General features: G+C 69.9%; 19 protein-coding genes. 13 read left to right on the top strand and 6 right to left on the bottom strand.

The annotated features are described in order from the left end of the window. The first annotated feature begins 8 nt into the window (after nt 1-8). Genes AB0E94_RS34300 through AB0E94_RS34285 form a run of 4 tightly spaced genes read left to right on the top strand, consistent with a single transcriptional unit; the run spans nt 9 to nt 4,016 of the window. Nucleotides 9-950, top strand: coding sequence for a VOC family protein (locus AB0E94_RS34300; RefSeq protein ID WP_360335118.1), 942 nt, complete (start codon nt 9-11; stop codon nt 948-950). A gap of 17 nt (nt 951-967) precedes the next feature. Further along, nucleotides 968-1,903: a fumarylacetoacetate hydrolase family protein gene (locus tag AB0E94_RS34295; RefSeq protein WP_360335116.1), complete on the top strand. Its 936-nt coding sequence runs from the start codon at nt 968-970 to the stop codon at nt 1,901-1,903. Beyond that, the gene (locus tag AB0E94_RS34290) at nt 1,904-3,046 is read left to right on the top strand and encodes an alpha/beta fold hydrolase (RefSeq protein WP_360335114.1); all 1,143 of its coding nucleotides are present in this window, start codon (nt 1,904-1,906) and stop codon (nt 3,044-3,046) included. It begins immediately after the preceding gene. Nucleotides 3,047-3,053: 7 nt separating this feature from the next. Continuing rightward, complete coding sequence (locus AB0E94_RS34285; protein WP_360335112.1) at nt 3,054-4,016, top strand: cyclase family protein; 963 nt, start codon at nt 3,054-3,056, stop codon at nt 4,014-4,016. Nucleotides 4,017-4,092: 76 nt separating this feature from the next. Here AB0E94_RS34285 and AB0E94_RS34280 read toward each other — a convergent pair whose 3' ends face one another. Beyond that, a complete protein-coding gene (locus tag AB0E94_RS34280; protein WP_360335110.1) occupies nt 4,093-4,407 on the bottom strand; it encodes a DUF3817 domain-containing protein in 315 nt (104 codons plus the stop codon). A gap of 87 nt (nt 4,408-4,494) precedes the next feature. Here AB0E94_RS34280 and AB0E94_RS34275 point away from each other — a divergent pair, with 87 nt between their 5' ends. Then, nucleotides 4,495-4,764: a hypothetical protein gene (locus AB0E94_RS34275; RefSeq protein WP_360335108.1), complete on the top strand. Its 270-nt coding sequence runs from the start codon at nt 4,495-4,497 to the stop codon at nt 4,762-4,764. Here the strand turns inward: AB0E94_RS34275 and AB0E94_RS34270 are convergent. Then, on the bottom strand, nt 4,721-5,503 hold the full coding sequence (locus tag AB0E94_RS34270) for an SAM-dependent methyltransferase (RefSeq protein WP_360335106.1): 783 nt from the start codon (nt 5,501-5,503) through the stop codon (nt 4,721-4,723). The genes AB0E94_RS34275 and AB0E94_RS34270 overlap by 44 nt on opposite strands. A gap of 92 nt (nt 5,504-5,595) precedes the next feature. Here AB0E94_RS34270 and AB0E94_RS34265 point away from each other — a divergent pair, with 92 nt between their 5' ends. Next, nucleotides 5,596-7,899 carry a PAS domain S-box protein gene (locus tag AB0E94_RS34265; protein ID WP_360335104.1) on the top strand — a complete coding sequence of 768 codons (2,304 nt, stop codon included), beginning with the start codon at nt 5,596-5,598 and terminating at the stop codon, nt 7,897-7,899. 15 nt (nt 7,900-7,914) lie between these two features. Here the strand turns inward: AB0E94_RS34265 and AB0E94_RS34260 are convergent, their stop codons facing one another. Then, nucleotides 7,915-8,373, bottom strand: coding sequence for a hypothetical protein (locus tag AB0E94_RS34260; RefSeq protein ID WP_360335102.1), 459 nt, complete (start codon nt 8,371-8,373; stop codon nt 7,915-7,917). Nucleotides 8,374-8,584: 211 nt separating this feature from the next. Here AB0E94_RS34260 and AB0E94_RS34255 point away from each other — a divergent pair, with 211 nt between their 5' ends. The 7 genes from AB0E94_RS34255 (at nt 8,585) to AB0E94_RS34225 (ending at nt 16,420) form a co-directional block, all read left to right on the top strand. Beyond that, nucleotides 8,585-9,655, top strand: coding sequence for a sporulation protein (locus tag AB0E94_RS34255; RefSeq protein ID WP_360335100.1), 1,071 nt, complete (start codon nt 8,585-8,587; stop codon nt 9,653-9,655). Between the two features lie 354 nt (nt 9,656-10,009). After that, nucleotides 10,010-11,035, top strand: a complete 1,026-nt coding sequence (locus AB0E94_RS34250; RefSeq protein ID WP_360335098.1) for an ABC transporter substrate-binding protein — start codon at nt 10,010-10,012, stop codon at nt 11,033-11,035. Next, nucleotides 11,032-11,832, top strand: coding sequence for an ABC transporter ATP-binding protein (locus tag AB0E94_RS34245; RefSeq protein ID WP_360335096.1), 801 nt, complete (start codon nt 11,032-11,034; stop codon nt 11,830-11,832). The genes AB0E94_RS34250 and AB0E94_RS34245 overlap by 4 nt, the downstream gene beginning before the upstream one ends. Further along, nucleotides 11,825-12,643, top strand: a complete 819-nt coding sequence (locus AB0E94_RS34240; protein WP_360335094.1) for an ABC transporter permease — start codon at nt 11,825-11,827, stop codon at nt 12,641-12,643. Before AB0E94_RS34245 ends, AB0E94_RS34240 begins: the two co-directional genes overlap by 8 nt. Before the next feature lie 24 nt (nt 12,644-12,667). Continuing rightward, complete coding sequence (locus AB0E94_RS34235; protein ID WP_360335092.1) at nt 12,668-13,564, top strand: TauD/TfdA family dioxygenase; 897 nt, start codon at nt 12,668-12,670, stop codon at nt 13,562-13,564. Next, nucleotides 13,564-14,925: an LLM class flavin-dependent oxidoreductase gene (locus AB0E94_RS34230; protein ID WP_360335090.1), complete on the top strand. Its 1,362-nt coding sequence runs from the start codon at nt 13,564-13,566 to the stop codon at nt 14,923-14,925. The genes AB0E94_RS34235 and AB0E94_RS34230 overlap by 1 nt, the downstream gene beginning before the upstream one ends. Before the next feature lie 136 nt (nt 14,926-15,061). Beyond that, nucleotides 15,062-16,420 (top strand): MFS transporter, encoded by a 1,359-nt coding sequence (locus AB0E94_RS34225; RefSeq protein WP_360335088.1) that lies wholly within the window; start codon nt 15,062-15,064, stop codon nt 16,418-16,420. 37 nt (nt 16,421-16,457) lie between these two features. On the opposite strand, the gene AB0E94_RS34220 is transcribed toward AB0E94_RS34225, so the two are convergent. The 3 genes from AB0E94_RS34220 to AB0E94_RS34210 form a co-directional block, all read right to left on the bottom strand. Next, nucleotides 16,458-17,030 (bottom strand): 2'-5' RNA ligase family protein, encoded by a 573-nt coding sequence (locus AB0E94_RS34220; RefSeq protein WP_360335086.1) that lies wholly within the window; start codon nt 17,028-17,030, stop codon nt 16,458-16,460. A gap of 29 nt (nt 17,031-17,059) precedes the next feature. Next, nucleotides 17,060-17,665, bottom strand: a complete 606-nt coding sequence (locus AB0E94_RS34215) for a hypothetical protein (protein WP_360335084.1) — start codon at nt 17,663-17,665, stop codon at nt 17,060-17,062. 419 nt (nt 17,666-18,084) lie between these two features. Continuing rightward, nucleotides 18,085-18,275: hypothetical protein (locus AB0E94_RS34210; RefSeq protein WP_360335082.1), on the bottom strand; the 191-nt coding region annotated here is incomplete at its 5' end.

Here is an 18,275-nt window from a genome sequence, read left to right as displayed (position 1 = left end):
GAATGTCGATGAACGACGAACGCCTCATCACCCACCTGCGCCACGTCGACCTGGCCGTCCCGGACTACCACCGGCAGCTCGAGTTCTACACGAACATGTGGGGCCTGGACGCCGAGACCACCGACGAGGGCCTCGCCTTCCTGGCCGCCGCCGGCTCCCCCGAGCAGTACTCGGTGCGGCTGCGCAAGGCCGCCGAGAAGCGGCTCGACCTGATCGCCTTCGGCGCCGCGAGCCGGACCGACGTCGACGCGCTCGCCGAACGTCTCGGCCGTTCCGGGGTCACCCTGATCAACGAGCCGGATCAACTGCAGACCCCGGGCGGCGGGTACGGCTTCCGCTTCTTCGACATCGACGGCCGTACCGTCGAGGTGTCCTGCGACGTGGCCGCCCGGCAGCACCGGAAGGTGGCCGAAGGCGAGGCCGTCCCGGTCAAGCTCTCGCACGTGGTGATCAACTCGCCGAACCCGGAGGCGACCGTCGCCTTCTACAGCGAGCATCTGAACTTCGCTCTCTCGGACACCCTGATGCACCCGCGGATGGGCGAGATGATGTGGTTCATGCGGACCAACCGCTGGCACCACAGCCTCGCCGTCGCGCGCGGCCCGCACGTCGCCCTGCACCACGCGTCGTTCGAGATGCGCGGCATCGACGAGTACATGCGCGGCACCGGCCGGCTGCTGCGCGGCGGCGTCGAGAAGGTGTGGGGACCGGGCCGGCACATGGCCGGGAACAACACGTTCAGCTACTTCCTCGACCCGCACGGGAACACCATCGAGTACACCACCGAGCTGGAGGAACTCGATGAGGACACGTGGCACCCGCACATCTACGACTTCTCCGACCCCACGGTCAGTGACCAGTGGGGGACCGCGAACCCGATGAACGAGTTCGTCGCCAAGCAGTCCTTCAACGACGTCGACCGCGGCGTCTTCGTCGCCCCGCCGGTCTGAGGAGAGGACCTCCGGACATGCGCCTCGCACGTTTCCAGCACGCGGGCAAGATCAAGACCGGCAGGATCGAGGACGATGCGGTACGGGTGTTCGCGGGCGGCCCGGCGATGGAGGCGATCGTCGCCGCCGGGGTCGGCGCGGCGTACCGGCTCGACGTGGCGCAGACCGTGCCGCTCGCCGAGGTCCGTCTGCTCGCCCCGCTGAAACCTGCCTCGTTCCGTGACTTCGTCGCGTTCGAGGAGCACGTGGACGGCGTGCGGCGCAGCATCGACGGCTCGGCCGGAGTCCCGGACGCCTGGTATGACGCGCCCACCTTCTACTTCACCAACCCGCACGCGATCTACGGCCCCGGTGACGACATCCCGTTCCCGGCCGCGTCGGTGGCCCGTGACTTCGAGCTGGAGGTCGCCGCGATCGCCGGGCCCGGCCGGGCCGTCTTCGGCTACACCGTCTTCAACGACTGGTCGGCCCGTGACCTGCAGGGCCGTGAGATGCAGGTGCGGCTCGGACCGGCCAAGGGCAAGGACTTCGCGAGCAGCCTCGGCCCGTGGATCGTCACCGCCGACGACCTGGAACCGGCCCGGGACGCCGACGGCTTCCTCGACCTGTGGTGCACGGCCGAGGTGAACGGCGCCGAGGTCGGCCGGGACCTGCTCAGCAACATGGGCTGGACCTTCGAGACGATGATCGCCTACGCCGCCCGGGACGCACCGGTCGAGCCCGGTGACCTGTTCGGGTCAGGCACCGTCGGCAACGGCGGCTGCCTGGCCGAGCTGTGGGGCCGTAACGGCCGCCAGGATCCGCCCCCGCTGGTGGACGGCGACGTGGTGACGCTGACCGTCGAGGGCATCGGCAGCCTCACCAACCAGGTCGTCTCCGCACCCCCCACCGTTGATCTTCCCCGCGTCCGGCGCCGCGATGCGGCACGGGCGCGCGCAGAAAGGCAGCACTGAATGTTCGAGTACTTCCCGGGCAACTACGTCTGGAACCTGGGCGTCGTCGCCACCCTGAACAGCGGTGGCCTGATCGACGAGGTGGACCGGGCCTGCCGGCCGATCAAGGAGCTGGCCGCCCAGGGTGCCGACGTCGGGACCAGGGAGTTCATGGCGTCCTGGGCCGCGGTGGCCGAGGATCTGGCGTCGCAGGCGTCCGCGGACGAGGCGGCCGGGCACACCCGGACCGCCGGGCAGAAGTATCAGCGGGCCACCAACTACCTCGCCCAGGCCGAGCGGATGCAGAGCGCCAAGTCGCCCGACCGGAAGGCGTTCTATCAGCGTCTTCTCGACCTCCAGCAGAAGGCGTTCGACCTGATCGACCCGGCGACCACCCGCGTGGCGATCCCCTTCGAGGGCGCGCTGCTGCCGGCGTACTTCACGAAGGCCTCGGATTCCCCCGCGCCGACGATCATCCTGTGGAACGGGCTCGATTCCACCAAGGAGCACATGTACGCGTCGGGCTTCGCGCACGAACTGGCCGCCCGGGGCATCAACACGCTGATGGTCGACTGTCCGGGCAGCGGGGAGGCGCTGCGGTTCCTCGGGCTGACCGCGCGCGTCGAGACCGAGGACTGGGCTGCGGCGTGCGTCGACTACCTGCTGACCAGGGACGATGTCGTGGCCGGGAAGATCGGGCTGGTCGGCTGGTCGCTCGGCGGCTACTACGCGCCACGCGCGGCGGCGTTCGAGAAGCGGCTCGCGCTCTGTGTGGCCTGGGGCGCCAACCACGATTGGGGCGCCGTGCAGAAACGCCGGCTGGAACGCGAGGGGGAGAACCCGGTCCCGCACTACTGGGACCACGTGCTCTGGGTGTGGGGCGAGGACGACCTGGACACGTTCATCGCCAAGGCCGAGGCGGTCAGCCTCGACGGCGTGGTCGAGAAGATCACCGTGCCGTTCCTGATCTGCCACGGCGAGAACGACAGGCAGATCCCCCTGGAGTATGCGCACCGCTCCTACCGGCAGGCGGTCCACTCGCCCCGGCGTGAGCTGCGGATCTTCACCGCGGCCGAGGGCGGGGCGGAGCACATCGGCCTCGACCACTTCGCGCACGTCCAGACGTACATCGCCGACTGGGTTCTCGATGTCCTCCAGGACTGAGCCTTCGATGTCGTCCGGGGCCGGCCCTTCGATGTTCTCCCGGGCCGACCCGGAGGGCGCCATCGCCGCGGCCGCCGAACGCTGCTCCAACTGGGGCCGCTGGGGCGCGGACGACGTACGCGGAACCATGAACTTCCTGACCCCGGCGAAGCGTGCGGAGGCCGCGGCGCTGGTGCGGCGTGGGGTGTCGTTCTCGCTGTCGCAGTCGTTCGACGCGAACGGCCCGCAGAAGGGCTGGCGGCGCCGCACCAACCCGGTGCACACGATGCTCGACACCGGCACCGACGCGGCCGCCGGCGTGCAGGGTTTCCCGCACGGCATCGGCGGCGCCGACGACGTGATCGCGATGCCGTTGCAGTGCTCCACCCAGTGGGACGGGCTGGGCCACATCTTCGACCACGGCTACGCCTGGAACGGCCGCCGGGCCGCCGACGTGGTGACCAGCCTCGGTGACGGGTTCACCGGCATCGAGACGGTCGCCGACGTGATCGCCGGCCGTGGGGTGCTGCTGGATTTCGGTGACCTGCCCGACGGTTTCGCGATCACCGAGTCGCACCTGGTCGCCACCGCGGCAGAACAGGGCGTCGCGATCGGGAGAGGCGACATCGTTCTGGTACGCACCGGGCAGCTCGCCCGGGCCCGGCGCGACGGCTGGGGTGACTACGCCGGCGGCCCCGCCCCCGGCCTGTCGTTCACCACCGCCGACTGGCTGCACCGGACCGAGATCGCCGCGATCGCCACCGACACCTGGGGTTTCGAGGTGCGGCCGAACGAGTTCGACGACGCGTTCCAGCCGTTGCACCAGGTGGCGATCCCGCACATCGGCCTGTTCCTGGGCGAGATGTGGGACCTGGACGCCCTCGCCGCCGACTGCGCTCAGGACGGCGTCTTCGAGTTCTGGCTGACCGCGGCCCCGCTCCCGATCACCGGCGCGGTCGGCTCCCCGGTGAACCCGATCGCGGTCAAATAAATCGCGGTCAATTTGCATCGCGGTCGGATGACGGGTGGGGGCGCGTCGGCAGACACGCCCCCACCGCCGGCGGAACTCAGGCGGTGGCGGCCGCTGGTTCCGCCGCCGGGCGGCGCCTGGCCACCCAGCGCTCGAAGATCAGCGTGGTGAGCGGCGGGATCGACGCCGCCAGACCGAACAGCACCCGCCACAGCGACCAGCGCTCGGCCCGGGCCACCCACAGTGTGGCGACCAGGTAGGCGATGAACAGGGCGCCGTGCAGACGGCCGAACAGCCACACCCCGGCCTCGGTGGTCTCCGTGACGTATTTCAGGTACATCCCGACGAGCAGGCCGGTCCACGAGAAGGCCTCGGCGATCGCGGTGATCCTGAAGATCCGGAACGGTTGCACCCTTGTTCTCCCCTCACATTCCTCCCCGCAGCCTAGAGCGCCGAAGATGTGTGGTTCCTGAGGGTTGATCCGTCCGATACTGGTCGGGTGGGTGAGTCGTCAACGGAGCGGATGCGCCCGTGCCGGCGCTGCGGGCACCCCACCCGGGTGGACCGCATGGTGCAGGGTTACGGGCGTAACTGCGCGGCGCTGCTCGGCCTGGTCGGGAGCACGGTCGACACCGGGCACTCCGGGCCGGATCTGCTCGATCTGATCGAGGTCGAGCCGGAGGACAGCTGCGACGGCTACGACCGGCCGGCCGACGCCGGGATCGCTATCGCTCGCCGACGCCGGCCAGGAACCCTTCCTCGGCGCTGACCGGGCCGCCGTCCGGGCGCCATTGCGAGCCCGGGACCAGGCCCGGCTCGACCAGATCCCAGCCCTCGAAGAACTCGGTCACCCGGCCGGGGCCGCGCGGTACCAGCGGGGTGCCGGTACGGCCGAAGAGCTCGGTGATCCGCTGGGTCAGCCCGGGTTCGGAGGCCGTGGTGGCGTGCGAGACCGCCAGCAGGCTGCCCGGCACGGCCGTCTCGCGGTAGGCGCGCAGGGCCGCGTCCAGTTCCGGCCCGTCCGGCACGAAGTGCAGCACCGCGATCATCAGGATGCCGACCGGCCGGCTCAGGTCGAGCAGGCCGCGAACCTCCGGCGTGGCCAGGATCGCGGCCGGTTCGAGCAGGTCACCGTGCACGATCGCGGTCTGCCCGTCGTCGTCGAGCAGGTGCCGGGCGTAGAGCACCGCGGTCGGGTCGGTGTCGACGTAGACCACCCGGGCGTCCGGCGCCTCCTCGCGGGCCGCCTCGTGCACGTTGCGTTCGGTGGGGATGCCGGAACCGAGGTCGAGGAACTGGCGGATGCCGCAAGCCAGCGCGTACCGGACGGCGCGGTGCAGGAAGTCCCGGTTGGCCCGGGCGATCAGCGGGATCTCGGGCAGGATCTCGGCGGCCCGGCTGGCCACGGCACGGTCGGCGGCGAAGTTGTGTGTGCCGCCGAGGAGGGCGTCGTAGATCCGGGCGGCGCTGGGGCGGTTCGGGTCTATCGGTGGCGGTGCGGTGGTCACTATGCCAGCCTTTCATGCCAGCTTTGCCCTAAGCCTCCAACCTCATACCGAAATATCAGAATAGACGTATTTTAGGGGGTGGGAGGGCATCGGTGGAGTCAACCGGCATCCCGGGGCTGCTGCTCGACGCCGCCCCGGACGCGATCATCGTGAGCCGTTCGGACGGCACGATCACCATGGCCAACCGTCGCGCCCACGACATGTTCGGCTGGACCGACGACCTGGTCGGGCGGTCCGTTGACGAACTGGTGCCGGAGGACGACCGGGAGCGGCATCCGCAGCACCGTGCGGCGTACCTCTCCGGCGCGCATCAGCCCCTGCGCCGCATGCCGCTGCGCGGGCTCCGGCGCGACGGCACGGTCTTCCCGGTCGAGATCTCGCTGGCCGCGGTGGCCGCGCCGGACGGGGAGACGTACGTGACGGCGGTGCTGCGCGACGACACGGTGCAGCGTGAGGCGGCCCGCACCAGGTCCCTGCTCGCCTCGATCGTGCAGTCGTCGCACGACGCCATCGTCACCACCGACCTGGACGGCCGGGTGCTCTCCTGGAACCCGGGCGCCGAGGCTCTCTACGGCCATCCGGCGTCCGACATGATCGGCCGGTCGATCGACGGCATCATCCCGGAGGACCGGCGCAGCGACGAGGAGCAGGTCCGGCTGATGGTGCGCCTGGGTGGCCGGGTGGACCGCTACCGCAGCGTCCGCCGTACCGCCAAGGACGAGGACATCGCGGTGTCCACGCTGGTGTCCCCGCTGGTCGACGAGCACGGCTCGATCGTCGGCACGACCAGCATCACCCGGGACATCAGCGACCGGGAGCGGGCCGAGGCCCGGGTGCAGGCGATCCTCGACGCCGCCCCGGACGCGGTGCTCGGCGTCGCCGAGTCGGGCGAGGTGGTGCTGGTCAACGCCGAGGCCGAGCGGCTGTTCGGTCATCCCCGTTACGACCTGCTGCACATGCCGGTGGCGCTGCTGCTGCCGGACGGTCTGCCGGCCGCGTCGGCGGTGCTGCGCACCGGCGGCGACAGCACCCCGCTGGACTCCGAGCGGTCCGCGGAGGAGCCCGACCAGCGCTGGGCGACCCGCCGGGCGGCCCGGCGCGGCGGTGTCGAGATCCCGGTCGACATCGCGTGCAGCGCCCTGCACACCGACAGCGGCGCGGTGACGGTCGCGGTGGTCCGGGACGTGTCCGACCGGCTGGCCGCCGAGGAGGAGCGCCGCCGGCTGCGCGAGGAGACCGATCGGCAGCGCCTCGAGGCCCGGATGCAGCAGGCGCAGCGGCTGGAGAGCCTGGGCCAGCTGGCCGGCGGGATCGCCCACGACTTCAACAACCTGCTCGCGGTGATCCTGAACTACGCGTCGTTCATCGTCGAGGACCACGCCGGCACGCCGCCCGCGGTCGACGCCGAGCAGATCGCCCGGGCCGCCCGCCGCGGCAGCGACCTCACCCACCAGCTGCTCGCGTTCGCCCGCCGGGAGGTGATCCGCCCGCGCCCGCTCAACCTGAACACCGTGGTCACCGAGGTGCACCAGATGCTGAAACGGTCCCTGGGCGAGCACATCGCCCTGACCGTGCGGACCACGGCCGGCCTGCCGTCGGTGATGGCCGACCCCGGCCAGCTCGAGCAGGTGCTGGTCAACCTGGCCGTCAACGCCCGCGACGCGATGCCCACCGGTGGCCGGCTGACCATCGACACCGCCCTGGTCGACGTCGACTTCGAGCACGCCGCCGCCCGGGCCGGCCTGCCGACCGGCCGGTACGTGCGGGTGCGGGTCTCGGACACCGGCACCGGCATGCCCAAGGAGGTGATCGACAAGGCGTTCGAGCCGTTCTTCACCACCAAGCCCAGTGGTCAGGGCACCGGGCTCGGCCTGGCCACCGTCTACGGCATCGTCGCCCAGGCTGGCGGGACCGTGCAGATCTACTCCGAGCCGGGCATCGGCACCACGTTCACCATCCTGCTGCCGGCCACCGACGCCGAGGCCCACCAGGAGGCCGCCGAGGATTCCGTGGCCGGGCTGGCCGGGCACGGCGCGACCGTGCTGGTGGTCGAGGACGAGAGCGCGCTGCGCGAGGTGACCTGCCGGATCCTGCGGCGCGGCGGCTACACCGTGCTGGCCGCCGACGGCGGCGAGGAGGCGCTGCGCCTGGCCGCGACGCACAGCGTCGACGTCCTGCTCACCGACGTGATCATGCCGAACATGCTGGGCCGCGACCTGGCCGACGCGGTCCGGTCCCGGTGGCCGGAGACCAGGGTCCTCTTCATGTCCGGGTACGCCCAGCCGGTCCTCACCACGCACGGGACCCTCTCCGCCGACGTGCACCTGCTGGAGAAGCCGTTCACCAGCGCCGAACTGATGCGCGCCCTGCACGACGAGCTCCGCGCCCGCCCGTGACCCGGCCCTTCGGGGTCAGCCGTTCAGGAACAGCCCGATGCACGCGCAGATCGCCAGGGTGGTGGCGCACAGCAGCAGCGCCGCGGCGGCTGCCGCGCCCGGATAGCGCTGCGGCGGCAGGCCGAGCGCGCCGCGCAGGAACGACAGCATCGGCGCCCGGTACTCCAGCTCCACGGTGTGCCCGGGGAGCGCCACCACGGTGGTGTCGGCCGACCCGATCCGGGACGGGGCCAGGCACGGCACATGGACGTGCACGTGGTGCTCGCCGAGCGCCACCGACTGCACGACCCGCCCCCAGTACGCCGGGACGCCCTGCCCGTCGATCTCCACCACCGGCACATAGAGCCGGAGCAGGAAGGCCAGCGGCGAGTGCCGCAGGGTGACCGCGATCGCCGAGCCGTCGTCACGGCGCGACGAGTCGACCGGCGGGAACCCCGGCGAGGAGGGCCGATACGGCGGCGCGACGATGGCCATGGCCAGCGCAGAATATGCCGGGCGGCAGCCACCGGAAAACCCCGTCGTGGTCCTGTGTGGATCGGGTGGTGGTGACTCGGTTCTGCTCCATGACCTTGCGCGGTCGTCGTACCGTCTGCTACAGGATCGCGCAGGACCAGCACTTTCTCAGCGTTCGTTCAGCGGGCGTTGTTAGGTTTCACCAGGCACGTATTCGAAGCGGGAGAACATCGTGGTCTTCAAGAAGTTGCTCGGTGCCCTGGGAGTCGGTGGCCCGAGCGTCGACACTGTGCTGTCGAACCCGAGCACCTATCCGGGTGCTCCGCTGACCGGCAACGTCAACCTGGTCGGCGGCACGCAGGACGCGGACATCGAGCACATCACCCTCGGCCTGGTCACCCGGATGGAGGTGGAGGGCGGCGGCGGCGACTACTCGACGGTCGCCGACTTCCTGCGGGTCCCGGTCACCGGCCCGATGCGCCTGCACCCCGGCCAGCAGCTGGCCATCCCGTTCCGCATCGACATGCCGTGGGAGACCCCGATCACCACGGTCTACGGGCAGACGCTGCGCGGCATGGTGATGGGTGTGCGCACCGAGCTGGCCATCGCGCGGGCGATCGACAAGGGTGACCTCGACGCGGTGCACGTGCACCCGCTGCCGATCCAGCAGCGCATCCTCGACGCGTTCCAGCAGCTCGGTTTCCGGTTCAAGTCGGCCGACCTGGAGTATGGGCAGATCTACGGTGTCCACCAGACGCTGCCGTTCTACCAGGAGATCGAGTATTTCCCGCCGCAGCAGTATGCGCATGCGATCAACGAGGTCGAGCTGACCTTCGTGACCAGCCCGCACCAGGTCGAGGTGGTGCTGGAATTCGACAAGCGCGGCGGCCTGTTCACTCAGGGGCACGACACCTACGGGCGCTACACGGTGTCGCACGCCGACGCCGACACCACCGACTGGCGTCAGGTCGTCGACGGCTGGGTCCGCCAGTCGGTCGACCGCCGCAAGTCGATGCCGGGCTTCGGCGCCCCGCAGCCGGGTTACGGCCACCCGCAGCCCGGTTACGGCCACCCCCAGCCGGGTTACGGTCACCACCCGCAGCCGGGTTACGGGCACGGCGGGCACGGCCACCACGGGCACTACCGCCAGCCCGGTCATCACGGTCACTACCGCGGGCACGGGCACCACGGCTCGGGCATGGGCGGCATGGCGATGGGCATCGCCGGTGGTCTGGCCGCCGGCTACCTGGCGGGTGAGGCGATCGACGAGGTCGGCGACGCGTTCGAGGACTTCGGCGAGTAAAGGTCCTGGTCAAAGGGGTGGGAGCGGTCGCTCCCACCCCTTTTTCGCGACCTAATCTCTACTCACTCTATGGGAAATGTATGTGCTCTGGGTCACAAAGTGGCTGACGTAGCGTGCACGGCCATTTACGTTGCTCGCATGACCCGAAGCAAGCGCCTCATCCGGCGACGCTTCGTCGACCACCTCCGGGTGTGTACCTGCGCCTGTTGAGCAGGACGGCGAAGTCCCGCCCCGCCAGGCCCCTCCCTGACACCGCCGGCGTTCGGCCGGCGCGCTGAAACCTGCCTTCACACACCGGCGGCCGCCGCGGCCCGCCGGTGATGACACGCGCCCTCCCTGCCTAAGGAGTTCCCGATGACCACCCGCAGATCCGCTCTCGCCGCCGCCCTGGCCGGTGTCCTCGCCGTCTCCGGCCTTGCCGCCTGCGGTGGATCCGACGAGCCCGCCGCCGCCGGCGAACAGGTCAAGGAGCTGCGCTACCAGGGCAGCGTGGGCGCGGTGACGCTGCCCGAGCTGGCCGCCGAACTCGGCTACCTCGGCGACCTCAAGCTCAACTGGATCGGCAACACGATCAGCGGCCCGCAGGACATCCAGGCCGCCACCACCGGCGACACCGACTTCGGCGGCGCCTTCAACGGCGCGATCGTCAAACTCGCCTCCTCCGGCGCCCCGATCACCGCGGTCATCGGCTACTACGGCGTCGACGACGTCACCTTCAACGGCTTCTACGTCCTCGACGACAGCCCGATCAAGACCGCCAAGGACCTGATCGGCAAGAAGATCGGCGTCAACACGCTCGGCGCCCACTCCGAGGCGATCACCAAGACGTACCTGGCCAAGGCCGGTCTCACCGACGACGAGATCAAGCAGGTCGAGCTGATCGTGGTGCCGCCGGTCAACACCGAGCAGTCGCTGCGGGCCAGGCAGATCGACGTCGCGGCCCTCGGCGGCACGCTGCGCGACAAGGCCCTCGACCGGGGCGGCATCCACGCCCTCTACACCGACTACGACCTGCTCGGGAAGTTCACCGCGGGCAGCTACATCTTCCGCGACGACTTCCTCAAGAAGAACCCGGACACCGTGAAGACGTTCGTCTCCGGCGTCGGCAAGGCCATCGAGTGGTCCCGCACCACCCCGCGCGACGAGGTCGTCGCCAAGCTCAAGGACATCATCAAGAAGCGGGCCCGCCAGGAGGACGACAGCCAGACCCAGTTCTGGAAGAGCTACGGCGTCAACGGCACGGGCGGCGTCATCGAGGAGCGCGAGTTCACCACCTGGATCGAGTGGCTGGACCGGGCCGGTGAGCTGAAGAAGGACATCAAGGCCGGCGACATCTACAGCAACGACTACAACTCGTACGCCACCGGCGGTGCGGCATGACCGCCAAGATCGTCTTCGAGAACGTCAGCAAAACGTTCCACTCCCGCGGCAAGACGGTCACCGCCCTTCAAAACATCAACCTGGCGGTACGCGACGGCGAGTTCCTGGTCATCGTCGGCCCCAGCGGCTGCGGCAAATCCACCCTGCTCGACCTGCTCGGCGGCCTCAGCGAGATCTCCAGCGGCCGGATCCTGGTCGACGGCGAACCGGTCACCGGCCCCGGCCTGGACCGCGGCATCGTCTTCCAGCAGTACGCGCTCCTGCCGTGGCGCACCGCCCAGGGCAACGTCGAGTTCGGTCTCGAAGCCAAGGGCGTCGCCCGGCGGGAACGCGCCGACAGGGCCCGCGAATACCTCGACCTGGTCGGGCTGGCCGGCTTCCACGACCGCTACCCGCACGAGCTGTCCGGCGGCATGAAACAGCGCGTCGCCATCGCCCGCAGCCTCGCCTTCGACCCGGACGTGCTGCTGATGGACGAGCCGTTCGCCGCCCTCGACGCGCAGACCCGCGACGGCCTCCAGGACGAGCTGCTGCGCATCTGGGAGAAGACCGGCAAGACCATTGTCTTCATCACCCACGGCATCGAGGAGGCCGTCTACCTCGGCCAGCGGGTCGCCGTGCTCACCTCCCGGCCCGGCCGGATCAAGGAGGTCGTCGAGGTGCCGATCGACGCCCGGTCGGCCACTGAGGACCTGCGCTCCGACCCCGAGTTCACCAGGTACCGCCACGAGATCTGGACCCTGCTGCGCGACGAGGTCGACCGCGCCCGCAACGAGGAGCTGAAGATCAATGTCTAGCCTCAGCCTGCGCACCCTCCCGGTGGCCCGGCCGAAACCGGTCCTCCGCGGTGCGATCAGAATCGCCGGGGCGGTGCTCACCCGTACCATCGCGATCGGCATTCTGGCCCTGGTCTGGGAGATCCTGCCGCGCCTCGGCGTGGTCGACGCGACCTTCCTGCCGCCGCTGTCCGAGGTGCTGGTCGCCTGGTGGGACCTGCTCGTCTCCGGCCAGCTGTGGAGCCACACCGAGGCCAGCCTGATCCGGTCGGCCGCCGGCTTCGGCCTGGCGATTCTCATCGCGGTGCCGCTCGGCCTGCTGATCGGCTGGTACAGCCCGGTCGCGAACCTGCTGAACCCGCTGCTCGAAGTGTTCCGCAACACCGCGGCCCTGGCCATTCTGCCGGTCTTCGTGCTGATCCTCGGCCTGGGCGAGACCTCCAAGATCTCGATCATCCTGTACGGCTGCACCTGGCCGATCCTGCTGAACACGGTGAGCGGTGTCCGTACCGTCGACCCGCTCTTGATCAAATCGGCCCGGTCGCTGGGCCTGGGACCGATCCGGCTCTTCCAGAAGGTCGTCCTTCCGGCGGCCGTGCCGACGATCTTCACCGGCATCCGGCTGGCCGGCGCCGCCTCGATCCTGATCCTGATCGCCGCCGAGATGGTCGGCGCCAAAGCCGGCCTGGGCTACCTCATCAACTACGCCCAGTACAACTTCGCGGTCCCCGACATGTACGCCGGGATCATCACGATCTCCGCCATCGGCCTGCTGGTCAACCAGCTCCTCATCGCCACCGAGCGCCGGTTCTCCACCTGGCGCACCAACTAGTTCGTTTCTCCGAAAGGACCGACAGTGAGCATCGACATCACGCGTATCGGCGGGCGGATCGGCGCCGAGATCTCCGGCATCGACCTCAAGCTCCCGATCGAGCCCGGTGACGCCGGCGCGATCCACGACGCCCTGGTCGAGCACAAGGTGCTGGTCTTCCGCGGCCAGCATCTCGACGACGAACAGCACCAGCGGTTCGCCTCGATCTTCGGGGAGCTGACCCTCGCCCACCCGACCGTCCCGTCCGTCGACGGCCAGGCCAACGTCCTCGAGGTCGCCGGCGGCGAGGGCGCCCGCGCCAACGCCTGGCACACCGACGTGACGTTCGTGGTCGCCCCGCCCAAGGCCACCACCCTGCGCAGCCTCGTCATCCCGCCCTACGGCGGCGACACCCTGTTCTCCAACACCGCGGCCGCCTACGCCGACCTGCCCGAACACCTGCGCCTGCTGGCCGACCGGCTGTGGGCCGAGCACTCCAACTCCTACGACTACGCCGAGCACCCGCAGTTCCGCTCGGCCGAGGTCGACGAGTACCAGAAGGTGTTCGTCTCCACCCGCTACCGCACCGCCCACCCGGTCGTGCGGGTCAACCCCGACTCCGGCGTGCCGAACCTGTTCATCGGCAACTTCGTCACCGGGCTCATCGGCCTGTCCAAGACCGAGAGCCGCGACATCCTGCGGCTGCTCCAGCACTACGTGACCCGCCCGGAGAACACCCTGCGCCACAAGTGGCAGGTCGGCGACATCGTCGTCTGGGACAACCGGTCCACCCAGCACTACGCCGCCGACGACTACGGCGACCTGGCCCGGAAGCTGCACCGCGTCACCGTCGCCGGCGACGTCCCGGTCGGCGTCGACGGCGAGAAGTCGCGGATCCTCGAAGGCGACGAGGCCACCCACTACACCCCGCAGGTGCAGTGATGACCCGCCCAGGACAGCTGCACCTCAACGCCTTCCTGATGAGCGTCGGCCACCACGAGGCCTCCTGGCGCCTGCCGGAGAGCGACCCGTACGCCGACCAGAGCGTCGAGCACTTCCAGAACCTCGCCCGCATCGCCGAGCGCGGCAGACTCGACTCGCTCTTCCTCGCCGACGGGCCGGTCCTCTGGGACCAGGTCGGCCGCCGCCCGTCCGGCGTCCTCGAACCAACCCTGCTGCTCACCGCCCTCGCCGGAGCGACCTCGCGGATCGGGCTGATCGCCACCGCGTCCACCACCTACAACGAGCCGTACAACCTGGCCCGCCGGTTCGGCTCGCTCGACATCATCAGCGGCGGCCGGGCCGGCTGGAACATCGTCACCACCGCCGGGCTCGACGCGGCCCGCAACTTCAACCTCGACGAGCTGCCCGCCCACCGGGAGCGCTACGAGCGGGCCGCCGAGTTCGTCGACGTGTCGCTCAAGCTCTGGGACTCCTGGGACGACGACGTCATCGTCGCCGACAAGGAGACCGGCGTCTGGGGCGACGACACCAAGATCTACCCGCCGGCGCACAAGGGGCACTACTACTCGGTCGCCGGGGCGCTCAACGTCCCGCGCTCCGCACAGGGCCACCCGGTGCTGGTCCAGGCCGGATCGTCGGAGAACGGCCGCAACTTCGCCGCCCGCTACGCCGAGGCCGTCTTCACCGCACACCAGACCCTCGCCGACGCGCAGGAGTTCTACGACGACCTGAAGCGCCGCACCGCCGAGCACGGCCGCGACCCGGACCACATCAAGATCCTGCCCGGGATCGTCCCGATCATCGGCCGCACGGTCGCCGAGGCTCAGGAATTGGAGGCGGAACTCGAACGGCTGATCCGCCCCGAATACGCCCTCGCCCAGCTCGCTGGGCTGATCGGCGTCGACCCGTCCGAACTGGCCCTGGACGCGCCCCTGCCGGCGAACCTGCCCGAGGAGGAACAGATCGAGGGCGCCAAGAGCCGGCGCACCCTGGTCGTCAACCTCGGCCGCCGGGAGAACCTCACCGTCCGCGAACTGATCGGGCGGCTCGGCGGCGGGCGCGGCCACCTCACCTTCACCGGCACGGCGGTCCAGGTCGCCGACAAGATCGAGCACTGGTACGAGAACGGCGCCGCCGACGGCTTCAACATCATGGCCCCGGTCCTGCCGTCGGGTCTCGAGGCCTTCGTCGACCAGGTCGTGCCGATCCTCCAGGAACGCGGCCGCTTCCGTACCGAATACACCGGCCGCACCCTGCGCGAACACTACGGCCTGCCCCGTCCCGCCAACCGCAACACGACGGCCGCCGGGGCCGTCGCCGAGGGCGCGCTCACCCGATAACGGCAGTGCGCCCGGCTCGGGCCCGGCGGCGGACGGCCCCTCCTGTCCGCCCGCCGCCGGCCCGCCCGCCCCGGCGGGACCGGGTGGGCTGCGGGCGGGGCGGCGGTGGCCGTACCGGAGGAAGGGTCTTGATCTCTTGAAACACGCCGTGCTCGGCGGGCTCTGTCTCGCCACCGCCGCGTATTCGGTCCTGCAATCGCTGGTCGTGCCCGCGCTCGGGGTGTTCCAGCGTGAGCTCGGAACCACGCCGTCCGGCGCCGCGTGGCTGCTCACCGCGTTCCTGCTGAGCGCTTCGATCGCCACGCCGGTCCTCGGCCGGCTCGCCGACGTCTACGGCAAACGCCGCATCCTCCTGGTAGCCCTGACCGCGATGAGCATCGGCGCCCTCACCTCCGCACTTGCCACCCACCTGCCCGTCATGATCGCCGGACGTGTCATCCAGGGCATCGGTGGTGCCGTCTTCCCACTCTGCTTCGCCCTGGTCAGAGATCACCTGCCGCCCGAAGCCCGCCCGCGCGCCTTCGTCGTGATATCGACCGTGATGAGCGTCGGAGGCGCTGCCGGAACCATCACCGCCGGCCCGATCCTCACCCTGCTCTCCTCACGTTGGCTGTTTCTGATCCCCGCCCTGATCTCCGCGCTCGCGATGATCCCGGTCGCCCTGCTGCTGCCGCGGGCGAAACCCGCCACCACACCGACCACGATCGACTGGTACGGCGCCGCCCTCCTCTCCACCTGGCTCGGCCTCCTGCTGTTCGCGATCAGCCGCTTCCCGGAACCGGGCTGGCCCTGGCCCCTCACCACCGCCGCGATCGTCGCCCCCCTCTGGTGGCGCAGCCAGCGCCGCTCCACTCCGGCGAACCCGCGAAGCCCGCTGATCGACCTGAGCACCCTCGCCCTGCCGACCGTCCGGGCCACCAATGCGGCAACCCTGCTGCTCGGGTTCGGCATGTTCGGCTCATGGATGGTGATCCCGTTGCTGATCGTCGACCGGTTCGCGGTCAGTCCCACCGTCGTCGGACTGGCCATGCTCCCCACCGCGGTCGGCAACCTCCTGATCATGCCGATCCACCGCCGGCTCACCGCCCGTCAGGGGCCACGTGCCGCCCTCGCCACCGGGATCGCCGCAGCCGGACTGTCCTACCTGTCCCTCGCGGTCTGGCAGCACACCCTCCCGCAGATCCTCCTCGGCATCCTGGCCATGGGTGCGGGCATCGGACTGGCGTTCAGCGCGGTCGGCGCCCTCGTCGTCGAAGCCGTCCCCGCCGAACAGACCGGCGTCTCCGCGGCCGTCAACACCGTCATGCGCACCGTCGGCGGCAGCCTCGGGACCGCGGTCGGCGGCTCGGTCCTCACCTGGTCGACGGGGGAGTCGTCGTATGTGACCGTCCTCCTGCTCTACGCCGCCGCCCTGGCCGGCGCGCTGATCTGCGCCATACAGGTACCCCGCCCCGCCCTGACCGCGACGTCCAGCCCTGCCGAGTCGCCGGCCTGACCCGGCGCTCCGCTCCGTCTGCCGGTCTGGCTCGCTGCTATTCGCCTGGCGGACCGACCCGTGACCCCAGGAGCGGGTATCGCTGCTCGACGGTGAACGCCTCCGCGGCCGTCGTGGTGTGGGCGATCTCCGTCACCGTGAACTCGCCGCTCAGCGACCTGCCCCGGCACGCCGACCAACACTCCGGGCCGTGGCTCGACGTGCGCGGATGCGCGATTGTCGCGTGCGGCGGGAAACCGGCGGTCAGGCCGGGCGCCGTGCCAGGCGCCAGGCTCAGGAGCCGGCGACGGAGATGGGCCCACTCGCCGTCGACGTCCTGGACGGCCACGAACACACCGCCGCGCCCCTCATCGAGGGTGATGACCGCACCCAACCGCAGCCGGAAAGGTGCCGTCTCCGCAACCACCTCCTCGACCTGCCGAGACTCCAGGAGCATCGCCTCCGTCGCCTGTCCCTCGTCGCGGAGCTCCTGGATCAGAACCTCCTCGGGGTAGAGCAGCGTCACATGCGCTGGAACGACCGCGGCCATGACCGGATCCCACGTTCGGCGCCAGCTCTCCAGAAGCGTGGCCGACGGCCCGGTCAGCAGGATTGTCAGGTGGCGTCTCATCCGCGGTCCCCGTGCACGATCCGGCCGAATCAGAGCTCGGCGGGAGCGGACTGACGGCGGGCCTCGGTGACGTCGGCCATCAGCTCGTCCCAGCGCGGGTCGGGGCGGAACCGGGCCAGCTGAACCGTGGTGGCGGCCCGTGCCGACGTGTACTCCCACCAGGCGGCGACCCGGACCGGCCACAGACCGACCCGCATGGCGCCGGCGATGAAGCAGCGGTGGGCCAGGAGAGTGGCGGCGAGCATCTCCGGATCCAGCTCCACCGCCGGGTCGTCGATCGCCTTGCCCAGCGCGCGGACGTCCCGGTGCATCTCCGAGTAGGCGATCATGCCGGGCATCGCCGGCACGAGCAGTTCGTCCTCCGGATCGACCATGTCATCGGCGTAGACCGGAGCGAACACCACGTCCTCGACGGTGAAGATGAGGGGCAGGGACTCGCGCTTGCGTTTGATGTCCACCTGCACGGCCGGAGCGCCGGTCGGCACCGTCACCTCGTAGGCGTCCAGGACGTCCCGGAACAGGATCCGGGCCGTGTCGTCGATCGCCGGCACCCGCACGGTGACGATGCCGGGGACCGCTGAGACCTCGGTACCGGGTATCTCGGCGATCAGGTCGGCGAGCTCGTCAGTGCGCATGCGTTCGTTATATGCCTTCCGTGCACGTCGCACCGCCCCACGACCCACAGTCGCCTCGAGCGTTGACGAATTGCCCGGCTTTGTCGGCTGGAATGGCGCTGACCTGAGCCTTTTAGCTCGACCGGATGATGTGACGGCCGTCGCCGCCCCCCGATTTGGTGTCGCGCAGGGGGACGAGTAATGTTTAGCGAGCCGCCAGGGAGACGGGCGAGCGAGCGGGACCTGAAGTTGGGGCCCGGCGCGGCCGTCCTGGAGGAACCTCAAACAAGATCACACAATCTAGTGTCGTGTTCTTTTGGGGTGCCTGTGCAGTTTCTGTGGTTGTTGAATTCGGTTGCGAAACGCGGATTTGACAGGGCGGAAACGGCGGGTAAAGTAGAGCGAGTGCCCCGGAGGGCGGGCCGCGAAAGCGGAACGAACTAAGGTGTGCGGTTGTTCTTTGAGAACTCAACAGGGTGCTTGATAAGCCAGTGCCAATTATGGCAATACCCCGGCTTGTCGTTTAGGCGATAAGTGGGAGATTCCTTTGGCAACATTTTTGTTGCCGGGATGAGTTTTTCAACAGATTTTGTTGGAGAGTTTGATCCTGGCTCAGGACGAACGCTGGCGG

The sequence above is a fragment of the Actinoplanes sp. NPDC026670 genome (assembly GCF_040638175.1).
Taxonomy (GTDB): Bacteria; Actinomycetota; Actinomycetes; order Mycobacteriales; family Micromonosporaceae; genus Actinoplanes.
The sequence above is the reverse complement of the archived record's forward strand: the minus strand, read 5'-3'. Positions and strand labels throughout refer to the sequence as shown.